Genomic DNA, 19,593 nt, shown 5'->3' on the forward strand with positions numbered 1-19,593 from the left:
CGCCTACAAAGGCTGGCACGATCTTCTGTAGGAGCGAAGCTTGCTCGCGACGGCGGCTTCAAGCCATGCTCGAAACGATTGGACAGCCTGACACCGCCTTATGACCGCCATCGCCTCCCCCACCTACATCGGCCGCTTCGCCCCCACGCCCAGCGGCCACCTGCATTTCGGTTCGCTGGTCGCGGCGCTGGCCTCGTACCTCGACGCGCGTGCGGTGGGCGGTCGCTGGTTGATGCGCATGGAAGACCTCGATCCGCCAAGGGAAGAACCCGGCGCCCAGGCAGCCATCTTGAAAGCCCTGGAAAGCTACGGTTTCGAGTGGGACGGGGAAGTGGTCCGCCAGAGCGATCGGCATGACGCCTACGCCTTAGTCCTCAATCGCCTGTTCAATCAAGGCCTCGCTTACGCCTGCACCTGCTCGCGCAAGCAATTGGAGCCGTATCACGGCATCTACCCGGGCTTGTGCCGCAACGCCGGCCATGGCACCGAAGATGCCGCGATTCGCTTGCGCGTCCCCGAACTGGAATACCACTTCATCGACAGGGTGCAAGGCGAATATCGCCAGCACCTGGGCCGGGACGTCGGCGATTTCGTGATCCGGCGCCGCGACGGGCTCTACGCCTATCAACTGGCGGTAGTGCTGGACGACGCCTGGCAAGGCATCACCGATATCGTCCGTGGCGCTGACCTGCTCGACTCCACGCCGCGCCAGCTTTACCTGCAAGAACTGCTCGGCCTGCCACAACCGCGTTATCTGCACATCCCGCTGATTACCCAGCCCGATGGCAATAAACTCGGCAAGTCCTACCGCTCACCGCCATTGACCGAAGATCAGGCAACCCCTCTGTTGCTGCGTGCGTTGCGCGCATTGGGGCAAAACCCCGGTGCTGAACTGGTTTACGCCACCCCCCGGGAAGTGCTGGATTGGGGCATCGCCCACTGGGATGCGCTATTAATCCCGCGCACACTGACCCTGCCCGAAGCGCAACTACAGTGATCACACTTGCAGTGGCGCGCCCATCCGTTACCATCGCCGCACGTTTTCGGGCACGCGCATAAAAAAGAGAGGCCGGGATGTACATCTATCGCTTGGTCCTGCTCCTGGTAGTGGGGATTTACCTGTTCTCCCCGGCCATCATGGATTGGTGGATCGACGCCACTGGCGCCTGGTATCGCCCTTATCTGCTCTGGCTGATTCTGATCGTCGTGACCTTCATCCTGCAGAGCCAAAAAGATGCCGATGAGCTTTAGCCTGACCCAGATGATCCTGATCAGCGCCGCGTACCTGGCGGTGCTGTTCGGCGTCGCCTGGATCAGCGAACGGGGCATGATCCCCCGGGCGATCATTCGCCACCCGCTGACCTACACCCTTTCGCTGGGGGTGTACGCCAGTGCCTGGGCGTTTTACGGCACGGTGGGCCTGGCCTATCAGTACGGCTACGGTTTTCTGTCCAGTTACCTCGGGGTCTCCGGGGCGTTTTTGCTGGCGCCGGTGTTGCTGTACCCGATCCTGAAAATCACCCGCACCTATCAACTGTCGTCGCTGGCCGACTTGTTCGCATTCCGTTTCCGCAGCACGTGGGCCGGAGCGCTGACCACGATTTTCATGTTGATCGGCGTGCTGCCATTGCTGGCGTTGCAGATCCAGGCGGTGGCCGACTCCATCGGCATCCTGACCCGCGAGCCGGTGCAGCATCGCGTGGCCCTGAGCTTTTGCGCGCTGATTACCCTGTTCACGATCTTCTTCGGCTCGCGCCACATCGCCACCCGCGAGAAACATGAAGGCTTGGTGTTCGCGATTGCCTTCGAGTCGGTGATCAAGCTGATCGCCATTGGCGGTGTCGGCCTCTATGCCCTTTATGGCGTGTTCGACGGCCCGCAACAGCTGGAACTGTGGCTACTGCAAAACCAGACCGCCCTCGCTGCCTTGCACACGCCCTTGCAGGAAGGCCCGTGGCGAACGCTGCTGCTGGTGTTCTTCGCCTCGGCGATTGTGATGCCGCACATGTACCACATGACCTTTACCGAGAATCTCAACCCGCGCTCGCTGGTCAGCGCCAGCTGGGGTCTGCCGCTGTTCCTGCTGCTGATGAGCCTGGCGGTGCCGCTGATTCTCTGGGCCGGACTGAAACTCGGCGCCACCACCAACCCGGAATATTTCACCCTGGGCATCGGCATCGCCGCCAACAGCAAAGCCTTGGCGTTGTTGGCGTATGTCGGCGGGTTGTCGGCCGCGAGCGGACTGATCATCGTCACCACCCTGGCGCTGTCCGGGATGGCGCTGAACCATCTGGTGCTGCCGCTCTACCAACCGCCGGCCGAAGGCAACATCTATCGCTGGTTGAAGTGGACCCGCCGGGCGCTGATCGTTGCGATCATCATGGCCGGTTACGGTTTCTACCTGTTGCTGGGCGCCGAACAGGACCTGGCCAACCTCGGCATCGTCGCGTTTGTGGCCACGCTGCAATTTCTTCCGGGGGTCCTGTCGGTCCTGTATTGGCCGACCGCCAACCGCCGCGGCTTCATCGCCGGTTTGCTGGCGGGGATCCTGGTGTGGCTGGTGACCATGTTGTTGCCGCTGGTCGGCAATCTGCAGGGCTTCTACATTCCGCTGTTGAACATGATCTACGTGCTGGACGATACCAGTTGGCACATGGCCGCGATCGCGTCCCTGGCCGCCAACGTGCTGATGTTCACCCTGATCTCGCTGTTCACCAACGCCAGCCCCGAAGAGGCCAGCGCCGCCGAAGCCTGCGCCGTGGACAACGTGCGTCGCCCGCAACGCCGCGAACTGCACGCCGCCTCACCTCAGGAATTCGCCACGCAACTGGCCAAGCCCCTGGGTGCCAAGGCCGCACAGAAAGAAGTCGAGCAGGCCCTGCGTGATCTCTATCTGCCGTTCGACGAGCGCCGGCCTTATGCCTTGCGCCGTTTGCGCGACCGGATCGAAGCCAACCTCTCCGGCCTGATGGGCCCGAGCGTGGCGCAGGACATGGTCGAGACCTTCCTGCCGTACAAGGCTGGCGGCGAAAACTACGTCACCGAAGACATCCACTTCATCGAAAGCCGTCTCGAGGACTACCACTCCCGCCTCACCGGCCTTGCCGCCGAACTCGATGCCCTGCGCCGCTATCACCGCCAGACCCTGCAGGAATTGCCGATGGGCGTTTGCTCGCTGGCCAAGGATCAGGAAATCCTCATGTGGAACAAAGCCATGGAGGAGCTGACCGGGATTGCCGCGCAGCGTGTGGTCGGTTCGCGCCTGAGCACCATCGCCGATCCGTGGAAAGAACTGCTGCAAGGCTTCATCAATCTGCCGGACGAGCATTTGCACAAACAGCACCTGGCCCTTGATGGCCAGACCCGCTGGCTGAACCTGCACAAAGCGGCCATTGATGAACCGCTCGCACCGGGTAACAGTGGCCTGGTGTTGCTGGTGGAAGATCTGACCGAAACCCAGATGCTCGAAGACAAACTGGTGCACTCCGAGCGCCTGGCCAGCATCGGGCGACTCGCGGCGGGTGTGGCCCATGAAATCGGCAACCCGATCACCGGCATCGCGTGCCTGGCGCAGAACCTGCGCGAAGAACGCGAAGACGATGGCGAACTGAAGGAAATCAGCGGTCAGATCCTCGAGCAGACCAAACGCGTTTCGCGCATCGTTCAGTCGCTGATGAGCTTCGCCCACGCCGGCAGTCACCAGCACAGCGACGAGCCCGTCTGTCTGGCTGAAGTGGCTCAGGATGCCATCGGTTTGCTGGCCCTGAACCGACGCAATTTCGAAGTGCAGTTCTATAACCTGTGCGACCCCGATCATTGGGTCGAAGGCGATCCGCAACGCCTCGCCCAGGTATTGATCAACCTGCTCTCAAACGCCCGTGACGCCTCGCCTCCCGGCAGTGCGGTGCGGGTCAAGAGCGAAGCCGGCGAACACACGGTCGATCTGATCGTGGAAGACGAAGGCAGCGGTATTCCGAAGAACATCATGGACCGATTGTTCGAACCTTTCTTCACCACCAAGGATCCTGGCGAAGGCACCGGTCTGGGCCTTGCACTGGTCTATTCCATCGTTGAAGAGCATTATGGACAAATCACCATCGACAGCCCGGCTGATGTACAAAGCCAACGCGGCACCCGTATTCGGGTGACCTTGCCGCGTCATGTCGAAGCGACGTCCGCTGTGAACTGAGACCGTCGAGAGTATCGAATCAATGCCGCACATTTTGATCGTCGAAGACGAAACAATTATCCGCTCCGCCTTGCGCCGCCTGCTGGAACGTAACCAGTACCAGGTCAGCGAAGCCGGTTCAGTGCAGGAAGCACAAGAACGCTTCACCATTCCCACGTTCGACCTGATCGTCAGCGACTTGCGTCTGCCGGGCGCTCCGGGCACCGAGTTGATCAAACTCGGCCAGGGCACTCCGGTGCTGATCATGACCAGCTACGCCAGCCTGCGTTCGGCCGTCGACTCGATGAAGATGGGCGCGGTGGATTACATCGCCAAGCCTTTCGATCACGACGAAATGCTCCAGGCTGTCGCCCGTATCCTGCGTGACCGCCAATCGCTGCCGGCCGGCGGTGAACCTGCCACCGGCAAAGCGGCCAATGGCGCGGCGAAACCGGGTGTTGATAACAGCAACGGCGAAATCGGCATCATCGGTTCGTGCCCGCCGATGCAGGACCTGTACAGCAAGATCCGCAAAGTCGCGCCGACCGATTCCAATGTCCTGATCCAGGGTGAATCCGGTACCGGTAAAGAACTGGTGGCCCGCGCCCTGCACAACCTGTCCAAACGCGCCAAGGCACCGATGATTTCGGTGAACTGTGCAGCCATCCCGGAAAGCCTGATCGAGTCCGAACTGTTCGGCCACGAAAAAGGCGCGTTCACTGGCGCCAGCGCCGGGCGTGCCGGTCTGGTGGAAGCGGCGGACGGCGGCACCTTGTTCCTCGACGAAATCGGCGAACTGCCACTGGAAGCCCAGGCCCGCTTGCTGCGCGTGTTGCAGGAAGGCGAAATCCGCCGGGTCGGTTCGGTCCAGTCACAGAAAGTCGATGTGCGCCTGATCGCCGCGACTCACCGGGACCTCAAGAGCCTGGCGAAGATCGGTCAGTTCCGTGAAGACTTGTATTACCGCCTCCATGTGATCGCCCTGAAATTGCCGGCACTGCGCGAGCGCGGTGCCGACGTCAACGAGATCGCCAATGCCTTCCTGGCGCGACAGAGCGCGCGGGTCAACCGCACCGACCTGAAATTCGCGGCGGATGCCGAACAGGCGATCCGTCATTACTCCTGGCCGGGTAACGTTCGTGAACTGGAAAACGCGGTAGAGCGCGCCGTCATCCTGTGCGAGAGCCCGGAGATTTCCGCCGAGCTGCTGGGGATCGACATCGAACTGAGCGACCTGGAAGACGACGACTTCATTGGTCTGCCGCCGCAACAGGGCAACGGCGCCAGCAACAACAATCATGAGCCGACCGAAGACCTGTCGCTGGAAGACTACTTCCAGCACTTCGTGCTTGAGCATCAGGACCACATGACGGAAACCGAGCTGGCCCGCAAACTCGGGGTGAGTCGCAAGTGCCTGTGGGAACGTCGTCAGCGCCTGGGTATCCCGCGGCGCAAGACCGGGGTTGCCAGCGAGAGCTGAACCGCGCCTGTCTGATGTGCGGGTAACACATGACTTTGTGAAAAAACTGTTACCTCAGTCGTTTCACGTAACAGAAGCCGGGGCTTACGGTAACGAAGTCCCGGCTTTTTTTCGGCCTCGAAAACCCTGCCAGCCCGCCTAACCCCTTGTTTTGCTGGACCTCACAAAAGTTGGCACGCACCCTGCTATATGTTTAGTACAAGAACAATAACAAGCAATGCACAAGACAATAAAAATAAGACGAATCGACTCACGCACAATAAAAACAAGACGGCGAGAGGCGCAGCTAACTGATTCTTTTGGAGAGGCGTTGTATTTGGGGCTTGCCCCACGACCAGGCCGAGAATAATAAAAAACTGTCCCAAGACAGTGCCTGAACTGGTTGGATCGAACGATCACTGCAGCACAGCGACCAAAGCAATCCGTTTGCTCTTGGCTCCCGATTGGGAGGGCCATGAAGGAAACACTTCATGGCGAGGGCACTTAATAAAAACAAAAAGCCCGACTCAAAAATAAAAATAGAGCATGCAACTACTTTCTTGGGGAGCTTCGGCTCCCCTTGTAGTTTCTACGATTCGAAAAACCTACCCAAATCTGCTTTGTTTTCCGCTTGAAGCCTGCGGCTTACAGCTCATATCTGCTGTGTCCTACACCATCCCCTGACTAAATGCTAGAATCCCCGCCCATCATGCGGTCATTCTTCGTTATGGCCGAACATTCCTTCAAACAGTGCATCCCATGCTGAAGAAGTTGTTCCAGTCATTCCGTTCTCCCAAGCGTCATACGCAACACATTCGCAGTACGCCTGAAGTGCTCAACAGCGGCCAACATTCGCTGCAAAAGGCCCAATTCAGCCGTTACGCGGTGAACATCGTCGAACGCCTGCAGAACGCCGGTTACCAGGCCTACCTGGTCGGCGGCTGTGTGCGTGACATGCTCCTTGGCATCACGCCAAAAGATTTCGACGTCGCCACCAGTGCCACGCCTGAGCAGGTGCGGGCCGAATTCCGCAACGCGCGGATCATCGGTCGCCGCTTCAAGCTGGTGCATATCCACTTTGGCCGCGAAATCATCGAAGTCGCGACCTTCCGCGCCAATCACCCGCAAAACGACGAGGAAGAAGACAGCAACCAGTCTTCCCGTAACGAGAGCGGGCGCATCCTGCGCGATAACGTCTACGGCACGCTGGAAGAAGACGCGCAACGCCGCGACTTCACCATCAACGCCTTGTATTACGACCCGGTCAGCGAGCGCATTCTCGATTACGCCAATGGCGTACACGACATCCGCAATCACCTGATCCGCCTGATCGGCGACCCGAAGCAACGCTACCAGGAAGACCCGGTACGGATGCTGCGGGCCGTGCGTTTCGCCGCCAAGCTGAATTTCGGCATCGAAAAACACAGCGCCCTGCCGATCCGCGACCTGGCGCCGATGCTGCGCGAGATCCCGTCAGCCCGTCTGTTCGAAGAAGTGCTCAAGCTGTTCCTTTCCGGCCATGCCGCGGACACCTTCGAGATGCTGGTCGACCTGCAGTTGTTCGATCCGCTGTTCCCGGCCAGTGCCGAGGCGCTGGAATACAACCCGACGTACACCCACACTTTGATCAGCGAAGCGTTGATCAACACCGACCTGCGGATCAAACAGAACAAACCGGTGACCCCGGCGTTCCTGTTTGCAGCCCTGCTGTGGCCTGCCCTGCCGGCCCGCGTCCTGCGCCTGCAAGAACGTGGCATGCCACCGATTCCGGCGATGCAGGAAGCCGCTCACGAGCTGATTGCCGAGCAGTGCCAGCGGATCGCGATTCCGAAACGCTTCACCATGCCGATCCGCGAGATCTGGGACATGCAGGAGCGTCTTCCGCGCCGCAGCGGCAAGCGTGCCGACCTGTTGCTGGACAACCCGCGGTTCCGTGCCGGTTACGACTTCCTGCTGCTGCGAGAAAGCGCTGGCGAGCAGACCGATGGCCTGGGCGAATGGTGGACCGACTATCAGGACGCCAATGACAGTGAGCGTCGGGACATGATCCGCGACCTCAGCGGCAAGGATGAAGGCACCGGTGCACCCCGCAAACGGCGTCGCAGCGGTGGCGCCAAGCGCAAACGCGCGGCCGGCGCACCGAGTGCTACGGGCGAGTAATCCATGGAACGCATCTACATCGGCATGGGCAGCAATCTGGCTGACCCCGCCGAACAATTGCGCAGCGCCGTCGAGGCGCTGGCGCAGTTGCCGCAAACCCAACTGGTCGGGGTGTCCGGGTTTTATCAAAGCGACTCGCTTCTGCCCGGCCAGCCGCGTTACACCAACGCGGTCGCCGCCCTCGACAGCACGCTCCCGCCACTGGACCTGCTTGATGCGCTGCAAGCCATCGAGAACGGACAAGGCCGCGAGCGTCTTGAGCGTTGGGGTCCACGAACGCTGGACCTCGACATCGTGCTGTTTGGCGACCGGCTGATCGACGAACCGCGCCTCAAGGTGCCGCACTACCATATGCAGGAGCGGGCCTTCGTTCTGTATCCGCTGGCCGAACTGGCGCCTGCGGATTTGCGTCTGGCCGATGGCCGCAGCCTGAAGGCATTACTCGCAGCCTGCCCGTTCGTCGGCCTGGAACGCCTCCCTCCGAATTAATGCGAACCCCCTGTGGGAGTGAGCCTGCTCGCGATAGCGACTTAACATTCACCGAAGATGTTGACTGTCAGGAAGCAATCGCGAGCAGGCTCACTCCCACATCGGTTTTTGTGTTGAACATAGAATCCGCTGCTGAATCGCATCAGTTACCCCGGTAACACCCCCCGCGTAACAATGCGGTAACACATGCAATTGACTTCCCGAGTTCTCCTCACGACTATAGGCGTCCCGCTGCCGCCAACACGGCGTTGAAGGGCGCAATCCAGGCCTTAAAAGCACGACATCAGAGCGTGCGCCTGTATTTAACGAAGAATCACGCGCGTTACTCGCAGTAGTTTCCAAGCGCCTGAATGAGGAACTTTTCATGCCAGCCATCACCCTGACCACTCTGCAAGGTTTGAAGCAAAAAGGTGAAAAAATCACCATGCTGACCTGCTATGACGCGACCTTCGCCCACGCCTGCAATCAGGCTGGCGTCGAAGTGCTGCTGGTGGGCGACTCCCTCGGCATGGTTTTGCAAGGTCACGACAGCACCCTGCCGGTGACCACCGCGGAAATGGCTTACCACGTGGCAGCCGTCAAACGCGGCAACGCCGATGCGCTGATCCTCGCCGACCTGCCGTTCATGGCCTACGCCACCACCGAACAAGCCATGAGCAACAGCGCCCTGTTGATGCAGGCCGGTGCGCACATGGTCAAGGTTGAAGGCGCATTGTGGCTCGCCGACTCGATCCGCCTGCTGGCCGAACGAGGCATCCCTGTGTGCGCGCACATGGGCCTGACACCGCAATCGGTGAACATGCTGGGCGGTTACAAAGTCCAGGGCCGCAGCGAAAACCAGGCGCGACAGATGCGCGCCGACGCCATCGCGTTGGAACAGGCCGGTGCCGCCATGCTGTTGCTTGAGTGCGTACCGAGCGAATTGGCCCAGGAAATTACCCAGGCAGTGGGCATTCCGGTGATCGGCATCGGTGCCGGCAGTGACACCGATGGCCAGGTCCTGGTCCTGCACGACATGCTCGGCCTGTCCATTACCGGTCGCGTACCTAAATTCGTAAAGAACTTCATGAACGGCCAGACCAGCATTCACGCAGCTCTGAGCGCCTACGTCAGTGAAGTCAAAGCCGCCTCTTTCCCTGGGATCGAACACGGATTCTCTGCATGAACACCGTAAAAACAGTACGCGAACTCCGGGCCGCCGTGGCCCGTGCCCGCAGCGAAGGCAAGCGCATCGGCTTCGTGCCGACCATGGGCAACCTGCACAGCGGTCATGTCGCGCTGATTACCAAAGCGACCCAACGGGCGGATTTCGTAGTCGCCAGCATTTTCGTCAACCCGCTGCAATTCGGCGCTGGCGAAGACCTCGACAAATACCCGCGGACCCTGGCGGCTGACCAGGAGAAACTGCTCCAGGCCGGTTGCCACTTGCTGTTCGCGCCCACCGTCGAAGAAATGTACCCCGACGGCATGGCCGGCCAGACCCGCGTCAGCGTCCCGCAACTCTCCGAAGGCCTGTGCGGCGCCAGCCGTCCCGGGCATTTCGAAGGTGTCGCGACGGTCGTCAGCAAGCTGTTCAACATGGTCCAGCCGGACCTGGCGGTCTTCGGCCAGAAAGATTTCCAGCAACTGGCGGTGATCAAATCCCTGGTCCATGACCTGAACATGCCAGTGCAGATCATTGGCGAACCGACCGTTCGGGCAGCCGATGGCCTGGCGCTGTCGTCGCGCAATGGTTTCCTCAGCGAAGAGCAGCGCGCCATTGCGCCGGTGGTGTATCGCGGCCTGTGCCAGATTGCCGAGGCGATCAAACAGGGCGAGCGGGATTTCCCGGCGCTGATCGACGCACAGATCAAGCAGCTTGAAGCAGCCGGGTTGCGCCCCGATTACCTGGAGATTCGTCACGCACAAACCTTGCGCCCAGCGACTCCGGAAGATCGGGACCTGGTGATATTGGTTGCGGCGTTCCTGGGCACCACACGGTTGATCGACAACCTGCACCTGAACCTCGACGCCCCCGCCTAAGCACCGCCCCCCATGTAGGAGCGAAGCTTGCTCGCGAAGAGGCTGTCACATTCGACATTTGTGTCGACTGATACGCCGCGTTCGCGAGCAAGCTTCGCTCCGACAGAAAATTGCGTGGCTTCGCTCCCTTATTGCTGCCTTTTATGCCTTCGGGCAAACTGCCCGCCGTTCGATTCCGACCTGGGAAAACACTCATGCACGCCATCATGCTCAAAGCCAAGCTGCATCGCGCCGAAGTCACTCACGCCGTACTCGATTACGAAGGTTCCTGCGCCATCGACGGCGAATGGCTGGACTTGTCCGGCATCCGTGAGTACGAACAGATCCAGATTTATAACGTCGACAACGGCGAACGCTTCACCACCTACGCGATTCGTGGCGAAGAAGGCTCGCGGATGATCTCGGTCAACGGTGCTGCCGCGCACAAGGCCAAGGTCGGTGACCGTGTGATCATCTGCGCCTACGCCCATTACAGCGAAGCCGAGCTGCTCAACTTCAAACCGCGCATGCTTTACATGGCACCGGGCAATGAACTGAGCCACACCAGCAATGCCATTCCGGTTCAGGTCGCCTGATCGAACCGACGCCCCTCCCGTTTGTCGAACCGTTCCCTGCTTTGTGTATAAAAAAGTACCGGGAACGTGTTAGACAAAGTCAAGACAGATCGCAGCGCGAGGTTTACTGTATTCGCCCTGTGTCATTGAAATCGTGTCGACGCAGTTGACCGGACGCCTGCCTACGGCGCGCCGGGATTTTCAGTGTTCAAAAAAGCCGTTCAAGTAAAAAGGAAACCCGCAGCGATGGCGTACTACCGCACTCCTCACGACGTGACCGCTCTGCCCGCCTGGCAAGCGTTGAATGACCACCGCCAAGCCATGCAGGATTTCAGCATGCGCGAGGCCTTCAATGCCGATCCGCAGCGTTTTACTCAATTCACCCTCAGCAGCTGCGGCCTGTTTCTCGATTACTCGAAGAACCTGATCAACGCCGAGACCCGCAATCTGCTGGTGGGCCTGGCCAATGAAGTAGACCTCAAGGGCGCGATCAAATCGCTGTTCGACGGCGAAATCGTCAACTCGTCGGAAGGTCGTCCAGCCCTGCACACCGCACTGCGTCGCCCGGTTGGCGACAAGCTGTCGGTGAATGGCGTCAACGTGATGCCAGAAGTGCACAAAGTGCTGAACCAGATCACCGACCTCGTCGGCCGCATCCATGACGGTCTGTGGCGTGGCTACACCGAGAAGCCGATCACTGACGTGGTGAACATCGGCATCGGTGGCTCGTTCCTCGGCCCTGAGCTGGTGTCTGAAGCGCTGCTGTCCTACGCCCAGAAAGGCGTGCGTTGCCATTACCTGGCGAACATCGATGGCAGTGAGTTCCACGAACTGACCATGAAGCTGCGCGCTGAAACCACGCTGTTCATCGTGTCGTCGAAATCCTTCAACACCCTCGAAACCCTGAAAAATGCCCAGGCCGCTCGCGCTTGGTACCTGGCTCAGGGCGGTTCGGAAGCCGAGCTGTATCGTCACTTCATCGCCGTATCCAGCAACAACGCGGCGGCCGTGGCGTTCGGTATCCGCGAAGAAAACATCTTCCCGATGTGGGACTGGGTCGGCGGCCGTTACTCGCTGTGGTCGGCCATCGGTTTGCCAATCGCACTGGCCATCGGCATGTCGAACTTCAAGGAACTGCTGTCCGGTGCCTACACCATGGACCAGCATTTCCAGAGCGCGCCATTCGAACAGAACATGCCGGTGCTGCTGGCGTTGCTCGGCGTGTGGTACGGCAACTTCTGGGGTGCGCAAAGCCACGCGATCCTGCCTTACGACCACTACCTGCGCAACATCACCAAGCACTTGCAACAGCTGGACATGGAATCCAACGGCAAGAGCGTGCGCCAAGACGGTACGCCAGTGTCCACCGATACCGGCCCGGTGATCTGGGGTGGCGTGGGTTGCAACGGTCAGCACGCGTATCACCAGTTGCTGCACCAAGGCACCCAACTGATTCCGGCCGACTTCATCGTGCCGATTGTCAGCTTCAACCCGGTCTCCGACCACCACCAGTGGCTGTACGCCAACTGCCTGTCGCAAAGCCAGGCTCTGATGCTCGGCAAGACCCTTGTCGAAGCCGAAGCCGAACTGCGTGACAAAGGCATGAGCGAAGAAGACGTGCATAAAATCGCGCCGCACAAGGTGATCCCGGGCAACCGTCCGAGCAACACCCTCGTGGTCGAGCGCATCAGCCCCCGTCGTCTCGGTGCGCTGGTGGCGATGTACGAACACAAAGTCTTCGTGCAAAGCGTGGTCTGGGGCATCAATGCCTTCGACCAGTGGGGCGTGGAGCTGGGCAAGGAGCTGGGCAAAGGCGTCTACAACCGCCTGGTCGGCAGCGAAGAATCCCCGGCTGACGATGCTTCCACCCAAGGCCTGATCAACTACTTCCGCGGTCGTCACCGCGGTTGATCTGACGCCCGCCCACAGGGTTTGTGCCAAACACAAATGCTGTGGGCAACACCACTCCTACCGTTGTTTTGTGTCTGGCTTGAACCCTTTCGCTACTCGGCGCATCTTTATTACTTGTCGCAAAACAAGAATAAGGAACCGTCATGTTCGATATCAGCACGTTCCCCAAAGCCGATGCCGTCCGCCGGGCTGCACACTTGAGTCAAGACGACTACCACCGCCTCTACCGTCAATCCATCGAGCACCCCAGTGAGTTCTGGGCCGAGCAGGCCACCCGCTTTCTCGACTGGAGCACGCCGTGGGACACCGTCCAGCGCTATAACCTGAAGACCGGCGAGGCCAGCTGGTTTGCCGGTGGCAAGTTGAACGTCAGTTACAACTGCATCGACCGTCACCTGGAAAAACGCGGCGATCAGATCGCCATCCTCTGGGAAGGCGACGACCCCGCCGAATCCGCGCAGATCACCTACAAGAAACTCCATCACAACGTCTGTCGCCTGGCCAACGTGCTCAAAAGCCGTGGCGTGAAAAAGGGTGACCGCGTGTGCATCTACATGCCGATGATTCCCGAAGCGGCCTACGCCATGCTCGCCTGTACGCGGATTGGCGCGGTGCATTCGGTGGTGTTCGGCGGCTTCTCTCCAGACTCTGTGCGCGACCGGATTCTCGACGCCGATTGCCGCACGGTGATCACTGCCGATGAAGGCGTGCGCGGCGGCAAATTCGTGCCGCTCAAGCAGAAGGTCGACGAGGCGCTGCAAAGTTGCCCGAACGTCAGCACCGTCATCGTCGTCGAGCGCACCCAAGGCAAAGTGGACTGGGTTGAAGGTCGCGATCTCTGGTATCACCAGGCGCTACGCGACGTCAGCGACGATTGCCCGCCAGAGCCCATGGACGCCGAAGACCCGCTGTTCATCCTCTACACCTCCGGCAGCACCGGCAAACCCAAAGGCGTACTGCACACCACCGGCGGCTATCTGCTGCAAGCGGCGATGACCTTCAAGTACGTGCTCGACTACCGCGATGGTGAAGTCTTCTGGTGCACCGCCGACGTCGGCTGGGTCACCGGCCACAGTTACATCGTCTATGGCCCGCTGGCCAACGGCGCGACCACGCTGATCTTCGAAGGCGTGCCAAGTTACCCGAACAGTTCGCGCTTCTGGCAGGTGATCGACAAACACCACGTCAACATTTTCTACACCGCCCCGACTGCGCTGCGCTCGCTGATGCGTGAAGGCCCCGAGCCGTTGAAGGATACTTCTCGCCAGAGCCTCAGATTACTCGGCAGCGTCGGTGAGCCGATCAACCCGGAGGCGTGGGACTGGTACTTCAACGTCGTCGGCGAACAGCGTTGTCCGATCGTCGACACCTGGTGGCAGACCGAAACCGGCGGCATCATGCTCAGCCCGCTGGTCAGCGCGCAACGGATCAAGCCCGGCTGCGCCACCCAACCGATGTTCGGCGTGCAACCGGTGCTGCTGGATGAAACGGGCAAGGAAATCAAAGGCGCCGGCAGCGGCGTGCTGGCGATCAAATCCAGCTGGCCGGCGCAGATCCGCAGCGTCTATGGCGACCCGCAACGGATGGTCGACACCTACTTCAAGCCCTACCCCGGCTACTACTTCACCGGCGACGGCGCGCGGCGTGATGAGGATGGCGATTACTGGATCACCGGGCGCATCGACGACGTGATCAACGTCTCCGGGCACCGCATCGGCACTGCCGAGGTAGAAAGCGCGCTGGTGCTGCACGACAGCATCGCCGAGGCCGCCGTGGTCGGTTATCCCCACGACCTCAAGGGCCAGGGCATCTATGCCTTCGTCACGCCCATGAACGGCACCGAAGCCAATGACGAACTGAAAAAAGAACTGCTGGCGCACGTCAGCAAGGAGATTGGCAGTTTTGCTAAACCGGACTTGATCCAATGGGCCCCGGCCTTGCCGAAAACCCGTTCGGGCAAGATCATGCGGCGCATCCTGCGCAAGATCGCGTGCAACGAACTGGACAGTCTGGGGGACACCTCGACACTGGCCGATCCAAGCGTGGTGCAGGGGCTGATCGACAAACGTCTGAACCAGTAACGCACCTGACAGCATCGCGAGCAGGCTCGCTCCCACATTGGCTTAGTGCGAAACGCAAAACGCTAGCCAACAATTAACTCTGTGGGAGCGAGCCTGCTCGCGATGGCAACACCTCGACTTCCCGTCAATGCTGTTAAACTCCCGCGCCAAATTCCCTCCTGCAAGGCGCACAGCATGTCTTCCTTGAATCAGGCGCTGCGCGCCGCCCTCGATCATCGCCAGGACCTGCTCGCCGAGCTGCATCAGCAAGGCACCGATTGCTATCGCCTGTTCCACGGCAGCCAGGAAGGCGCCGGCGGCCTGACCATCGACCGCTACGGCCCGCAACTGCTGGTACAAAGCTTCCACCAGGCGCTGGAACGTGACGCACTGCTGCAACTGCACGAGACCGTCAATCAACACCTGGGCCTCGATACGCTGCTGGTCTACAACGACCGTTCCCGGGGCAACTCGCGTATCGACCGCGAAGACACCGTCTACCGCGCCGACGAGGCAGCCCTGCAAGACTTGATCGGCCATGAATGGGGCCTGAACTATCGGGTTCGCGGTCGTCATGCCGGCCAGGATCCGCTGCTGTTTCTCGACCTGCGCAACACGCGCGGCTGGGTCAAGGAGCACAGCAAAAACAAAAGCGTGCTCAACCTCTTCGCCTACACCTGTGGTGTCGGCCTGAGTGCTGCGGCCGGTGGGGCAAGTGAGGTGTGCAACCTGGATTTCGCCGAGGGCAATCTGGCGGTCGGCCGCGAGAACGGTCTGCTCAATCCGCAATTGCCTGCAATGGAGTTCATCCAGTCCGATTACTTCCCGGCCATCCGCCAACTGGCGGGGCTGCCGATCAGTCAGCGACGCGGGCAGAAACTGCCGAGTTACACGCGTCTCGACCAGCGTCAGTACGACCTGGTGCTGCTCGATCCACCCGCCTGGGCCAAGAGCGCGTTCGGCACGGTCGACCTGCTGCGCGACTACCAGAGCCTGCTCAAACCCGCGCTGCTGACCACCGCCGACAATGGCGTGCTGATCTGCTGCAACAACCTGGCAAAAGTCAGCATGGACGATTGGCGCGAGCAGGTTTTACGTTGCGCAGAGAAGGCCGGGCGGCCTGTGCGTGAGTGGACGGTGATGAAACCGGGCGGCGATTTCCCGTCGATGGATCAACAGCCGCCGCTGAAGACGTTGATTCTGCAACTCTGATCACGCAGGAAATTTCCTACGCAAATTTCTGAAAAACCAGAAGAGTGCGTTCACTTCGGAACCGGAATCGCGTGCCATACTCCAACGCACTCCGATTCAGACAGATGAAGCCACACATGCCCAAAGGATTGATTCGCGCTATTGGCGCATTGTTGACTGCTCTGGCCCTTTATAGCCTGCTGGGGTTTCTGATTTTGCCGGGCATCGCGTTGCGGGTCGCCAACCAGCAATTGGCCAATTACGCCACGATGCCCGCGACGATTTCCCGGATCGAACTCAACCCTTTCAGCCTGGAAGTGACCCTCTGGGGCCTGGTCATCGGCGAGCCGGGCAAAGAACAGGTCGGTTTCGAACGCCTGTACGCCAACCTGCAGATCGACAGCCTGTGGACCAAGGCGCTGCACCTGTCCGATATCGAAATGGACAAACCCAAGACCGAAATCCTTTTCGGCAAGGACGGCAAGCTCAATCTGCTGGGCCTGTTCAAGATCCCCGCCAGCGAACCGACCCCGGCCGACCCGGAAGCCAAGCCGTTCCCGTTGCGTATCGAGCGGATCAAACTGGCGGGCGGCAATGTGCACTTTCAGGATTTGCGCCCCAGCGAACCCATCGAATTCCTCTACGACAAACTCGACTTCGAGCTGAAGAACCTCAGCACCCTGCCCGAAGACAGTGCCGACATGACGTTGGTGGCCATCGGCCCGGGCGGTGGGCAGCTCGACTGGACCGGTAACTTCAGCCTGATCCCGATTGCCTCCGAAGGTAAGCTCAAGATCACCGACGGCAAGATGAAAGCCTTCTGGCCCTATGTGCGTGACGCGTTGCCCCTGGTGCTCGAAGACGGTGTCGTCAACCTGAGCACTGACTACAAGCTCAACTTGTCCAAGGAAACCGAGCTGCTGCTGAGCAACGTCGCCGTCAGCGTCGCGCCATTTGCCATCAAGGCCCCGGACGGTCGACCACTGGCCAAACTCGAGCGCCTGGACATCAGTGAAACCACGGTGGACCTGGCCAAACAGCAAGTGGTGGTCGGCAAGATCCGTAGCAATAAACTGGAAACCTGGGCCGCCCTGGAAGCAGACGGACAACTCGACTGGCAAAAACTGTTCGCCAGCCAACCGTCCAAAGCTGCAGTAAAAGCCAACGCCGAACCAGCGACAACTCCGGCGGCAGCCGATTCGCCTGAAGCCGAACCCGCGCCACCGAGCAAACCGTGGCAAGTCCTGCTCAAAGACGTGCAACTGCGCAATTACCAGGTTCATCTGGCCGACCGCAAGGCACAACCGGCCGTGGCACTGGATGTCGGTCCGCTGAACCTCGATTTGCAGAATTTCGACAGCCTCAACGGCTCGCCTTTCAACCTCAAGCTCGACACCGGCGTGGGCAAACAGGGCAAGCTCATGGCCGACGGCGTGGTCAATCTGGCACCGGTCAGCGCCAAACTGAATGTGCAAACCAAAGACATCGACCTGCGTGTCGCCCAGTCCTACATCAACCCGTTCATTCGCCTGGAGCTGCGCAGCGGCATGCTCGGCAGTGATCTGGCGGTCGATCTGAAAAGCACCGAGCCATTGGCATTCAGCGTCACCGGTAAAGCGCAGGTCGATCAACTGCACACCCTCGACACCCTCAAGACCCGCGACTTCCTCAAGTGGCAGCAGCTGGTGCTCGAAGGTCTGAACTATCAGCATGGCGACAGCCTGTCGATCGACAAGGTCAACCTGTTCCAGCCTTACGTGCGTTTCATGATCAACGATGACCGCACCACCAACATCGATGACCTGCTGATCCCGCAACCGGCCGACACCGCAGCTGCCAAGACAGCCGCCAGCAAACCCGCCAGCAAGGACAAACCGCTGGGCATCCACATTGGCGGCATTGCCATCAATGACGGTTCGGCGAACTTCGCCGACTTCAGCCTGACCCCGAACTTCGCCACGGCGGTGCAACAACTCAACGGTCAGATCGGCACCATCGACAGCCGTCAGGCGAAACCGGCCAGCGTCGATATCAAAGGCAAGGTCGACCGTTACGCGCCCGTGACCATCAAGGGCTCGGTCAACCCGTTCGACCCGATGGCCAGCCTCGACATCGCCACCAGTTTCAAACGTGTGGAACTGACCACGCTGACGCCCTACTCCGGCAAGTTCGCCGGGTACCGCATCCGCAAGGGCCGGCTCAATCTCGACCTGCACTACATCATCGTCAAGGGCCAGCTCAAGGCCGAAAACAAAGTGGTGGTCGAGCAACTGCAATTGGGTGAAAAAGTCGACAGTCCGGACGCTGTGAGCCTGCCGCTGAAGCTGGCGATCGCGTTGCTCAAGGACGTCGACGGCAAGATTTCAATTGAGCTGCCGGTGACCGGCGACCTGAATAACCCGCAGTTCAGCGTCATGCCGATTGTCTGGCAGACCCTGCGCAACCTGATCGTCAAGGCGGCTGCCGCACCGTTCAAAATGATAGGTGGGCTGGTCAGTGGCGGGGGTTCAGAAGATTTGGGCACTGTCTCGTTTGCGCCGGGCTCCAGTGAGCTGAGCAAGGACGCCGAGGGTTCGTTGATCAAACTGTCCCAGGCCCTCAAGGAACGCCCTGCCCTGCGCCTGGAAATCGAAGGCACCGCAGCCGCCAGCAGCGACGGTCCGCTGATTGCCGAGCAACGGCTTGAGCGCGAATACCAGTACAACTACTACAAAATGCTCCAGCGACGCGGTGACAAGGTTCCGGCCCAGGCTTCATTGCTGCAAGTGCCGGACGGCGAGAAAGGTCCGTTGCTGGAAGGGATCTACCGCACGCGCCTGAAGACCCAGCCACCGGCTGAGTGGAAGGATCTGGGCAAGGAAGAGCGCACCGCCAAAATGCGCGCAGACGTGATCAAATTCTGGAGCACCAGCGACGTGTTGCTGCGTCAACTGGGTCAGGAACGCGCCAGCAGCATCAAGGATTACCTGGTGGACAAGGCCCAGATGGCCGATGACCGTGTCTACTTCATCGACGCCCAACTGGGCGAGGCGGAAAGTGACGGTCGGGTGGTAACGCCGATGCACCTGGATGCCGAGTGATGATCAGACAAGTGTTGATCAGCCTGACCCTGGCGCTGGCGGCCAGTCAGGCCTCGGCGGCCGATACCCTGCGCTGTGGCAGTCAGTTGGTCAGCGTCGGGGACAGGTCCAGCGAAGTGCTGCAGAAGTGCGGTGAACCGGTCAGCCGCGATCTGCTGGGCTACAAGCGCAGCGCCAACCGACGGGAAGAGTTTCAGGTCGAGGAATGGACCTACGGGCCCAATGGCGGGATGTATCAATACCTGCGGTTTGAAGGTAATCGCCTGAAACAGATCACCAGCAAGCGCGGTAACTGAACCTCCGATCCGGAGTGGTTACATCACAAAATGTGGGAGCGAGCCTGCTCGCGATAGCGGTGTGTCATGCAGCATTGATGTTGGCTGACACACCGCTATCGCGAGCAGGCTCACTCCCACATTGGTTTGTGCGACGCCCACAATAGAACAGGCCCCCGACACGAATGTCGGAGGCCTGTAATGGCCACATCCTTGTGGCCTTT

The 19,593-nt window shown here is 60.2% G+C and carries 14 protein-coding genes; all 14 read left to right on the forward strand.

Annotated elements, in window-relative coordinates; all coding sequences use genetic code 11:
* Positions 1-100: 100 nt before the first annotated feature.
* The 14 genes from gluQRS (at position 101) to FBY01_RS17425 (ending at position 19,390) form a co-directional block, all read left to right on the forward strand.
* Entirely contained in the window at positions 101-997 is an 897-nt protein-coding gene (gene gluQRS / locus FBY01_RS17360; RefSeq protein ID WP_145308748.1) for a tRNA glutamyl-Q(34) synthetase GluQRS, read from the forward strand.
* A gap of 77 nt (positions 998-1,074) precedes the next feature.
* Complete coding sequence (locus FBY01_RS17365; RefSeq protein WP_003176118.1) at positions 1,075-1,251, forward strand: hypothetical protein; 177 nt, start codon at positions 1,075-1,077, stop codon at positions 1,249-1,251.
* A complete protein-coding gene (locus FBY01_RS17370) occupies positions 1,235-4,189 on the forward strand; it encodes a sensor histidine kinase (RefSeq protein WP_031319123.1) in 2,955 nt (984 codons plus the stop codon). Before FBY01_RS17365 ends, FBY01_RS17370 begins: the two co-directional genes overlap by 17 nt.
* Before the next feature lie 22 nt (positions 4,190-4,211).
* Positions 4,212-5,648: a sigma-54 dependent transcriptional regulator gene (locus tag FBY01_RS17375; protein ID WP_010467604.1), complete on the forward strand. Its 1,437-nt coding sequence runs from the start codon at positions 4,212-4,214 to the stop codon at positions 5,646-5,648.
* A 738-nt stretch (positions 5,649-6,386) separates the two neighbouring features.
* Positions 6,387-7,787, forward strand: coding sequence for a polynucleotide adenylyltransferase PcnB (locus tag FBY01_RS17380; protein ID WP_010467601.1), 1,401 nt, complete (start codon positions 6,387-6,389; stop codon positions 7,785-7,787).
* A 3-nt stretch (positions 7,788-7,790) separates the two neighbouring features.
* Positions 7,791-8,276, forward strand: coding sequence for a 2-amino-4-hydroxy-6-hydroxymethyldihydropteridine diphosphokinase (gene folK / locus FBY01_RS17385; protein WP_083375738.1), 486 nt, complete (start codon positions 7,791-7,793; stop codon positions 8,274-8,276).
* 364 nt (positions 8,277-8,640) lie between these two features.
* A complete protein-coding gene (panB, locus tag FBY01_RS17390; protein ID WP_010467597.1) occupies positions 8,641-9,441 on the forward strand; it encodes a 3-methyl-2-oxobutanoate hydroxymethyltransferase in 801 nt (266 codons plus the stop codon).
* A complete protein-coding gene (gene panC, locus FBY01_RS17395; protein ID WP_083375737.1) occupies positions 9,438-10,298 on the forward strand; it encodes a pantoate--beta-alanine ligase in 861 nt (286 codons plus the stop codon). Before panB ends, panC begins: the two co-directional genes overlap by 4 nt.
* A gap of 194 nt (positions 10,299-10,492) precedes the next feature.
* On the forward strand, positions 10,493-10,873 hold the full coding sequence (gene panD / locus FBY01_RS17400) for an aspartate 1-decarboxylase (protein ID WP_003228271.1): 381 nt from the start codon (positions 10,493-10,495) through the stop codon (positions 10,871-10,873).
* 225 nt (positions 10,874-11,098) lie between these two features.
* Positions 11,099-12,763, forward strand: coding sequence for a glucose-6-phosphate isomerase (gene pgi / locus FBY01_RS17405; protein WP_010467595.1), 1,665 nt, complete (start codon positions 11,099-11,101; stop codon positions 12,761-12,763).
* Between the two features lie 143 nt (positions 12,764-12,906).
* Positions 12,907-14,844, forward strand: coding sequence for an acetate--CoA ligase (gene acs / locus FBY01_RS17410; protein ID WP_010467593.1), 1,938 nt, complete (start codon positions 12,907-12,909; stop codon positions 14,842-14,844).
* Between the two features lie 174 nt (positions 14,845-15,018).
* Complete coding sequence (locus FBY01_RS17415) at positions 15,019-16,035, forward strand: class I SAM-dependent rRNA methyltransferase (protein ID WP_145308750.1); 1,017 nt, start codon at positions 15,019-15,021, stop codon at positions 16,033-16,035.
* A gap of 104 nt (positions 16,036-16,139) precedes the next feature.
* Positions 16,140-19,094 carry a DUF748 domain-containing protein gene (locus tag FBY01_RS17420; RefSeq protein WP_145308752.1) on the forward strand — a complete coding sequence of 985 codons (2,955 nt, stop codon included), beginning with the start codon at positions 16,140-16,142 and terminating at the stop codon, positions 19,092-19,094.
* Positions 19,094-19,390 (forward strand): DUF2845 domain-containing protein, encoded by a 297-nt coding sequence (locus FBY01_RS17425; protein WP_083375735.1) that lies wholly within the window; start codon positions 19,094-19,096, stop codon positions 19,388-19,390. Before FBY01_RS17420 ends, FBY01_RS17425 begins: the two co-directional genes overlap by 1 nt.
* The last annotated feature ends 203 nt before the right edge of the window (positions 19,391-19,593 follow it).

The sequence above is a fragment of the Pseudomonas sp. SJZ077 genome, from assembly GCF_007993905.1.
GTDB classification, from domain to species: Bacteria; Pseudomonadota; Gammaproteobacteria; order Pseudomonadales; family Pseudomonadaceae; genus Aquipseudomonas; species Aquipseudomonas mandelii.

Coding starts and splice junctions, on each gene's coding strand:
- FBY01_RS17425 (WP_083375735.1), top strand. CDS start 19,094: ATGATCAGACAAGTGTTGATCAGCCTGACCCTGGCGCTGGCGGCCAGT.
- gluQRS (WP_145308748.1), top strand. CDS start 101: ATGACCGCCATCGCCTCCCCCACCTACATCGGCCGCTTCGCCCCCACG.
- FBY01_RS17415 (WP_145308750.1), top strand. CDS start 15,019: ATGTCTTCCTTGAATCAGGCGCTGCGCGCCGCCCTCGATCATCGCCAG.
- panC (WP_083375737.1), top strand. CDS start 9,438: ATGAACACCGTAAAAACAGTACGCGAACTCCGGGCCGCCGTGGCCCGT.
- panD (WP_003228271.1), top strand. CDS start 10,493: ATGCACGCCATCATGCTCAAAGCCAAGCTGCATCGCGCCGAAGTCACT.
- FBY01_RS17370 (WP_031319123.1), top strand. CDS start 1,235: ATGCCGATGAGCTTTAGCCTGACCCAGATGATCCTGATCAGCGCCGCG.
- FBY01_RS17420 (WP_145308752.1), top strand. CDS start 16,140: ATGAAGCCACACATGCCCAAAGGATTGATTCGCGCTATTGGCGCATTG.
- pgi (WP_010467595.1), top strand. CDS start 11,099: ATGGCGTACTACCGCACTCCTCACGACGTGACCGCTCTGCCCGCCTGG.
- folK (WP_083375738.1), top strand. CDS start 7,791: ATGGAACGCATCTACATCGGCATGGGCAGCAATCTGGCTGACCCCGCC.
- acs (WP_010467593.1), top strand. CDS start 12,907: ATGTTCGATATCAGCACGTTCCCCAAAGCCGATGCCGTCCGCCGGGCT.
- FBY01_RS17375 (WP_010467604.1), top strand. CDS start 4,212: ATGCCGCACATTTTGATCGTCGAAGACGAAACAATTATCCGCTCCGCC.
- FBY01_RS17365 (WP_003176118.1), top strand. CDS start 1,075: ATGTACATCTATCGCTTGGTCCTGCTCCTGGTAGTGGGGATTTACCTG.
- FBY01_RS17380 (WP_010467601.1), top strand. CDS start 6,387: ATGCTGAAGAAGTTGTTCCAGTCATTCCGTTCTCCCAAGCGTCATACG.
- panB (WP_010467597.1), top strand. CDS start 8,641: ATGCCAGCCATCACCCTGACCACTCTGCAAGGTTTGAAGCAAAAAGGT.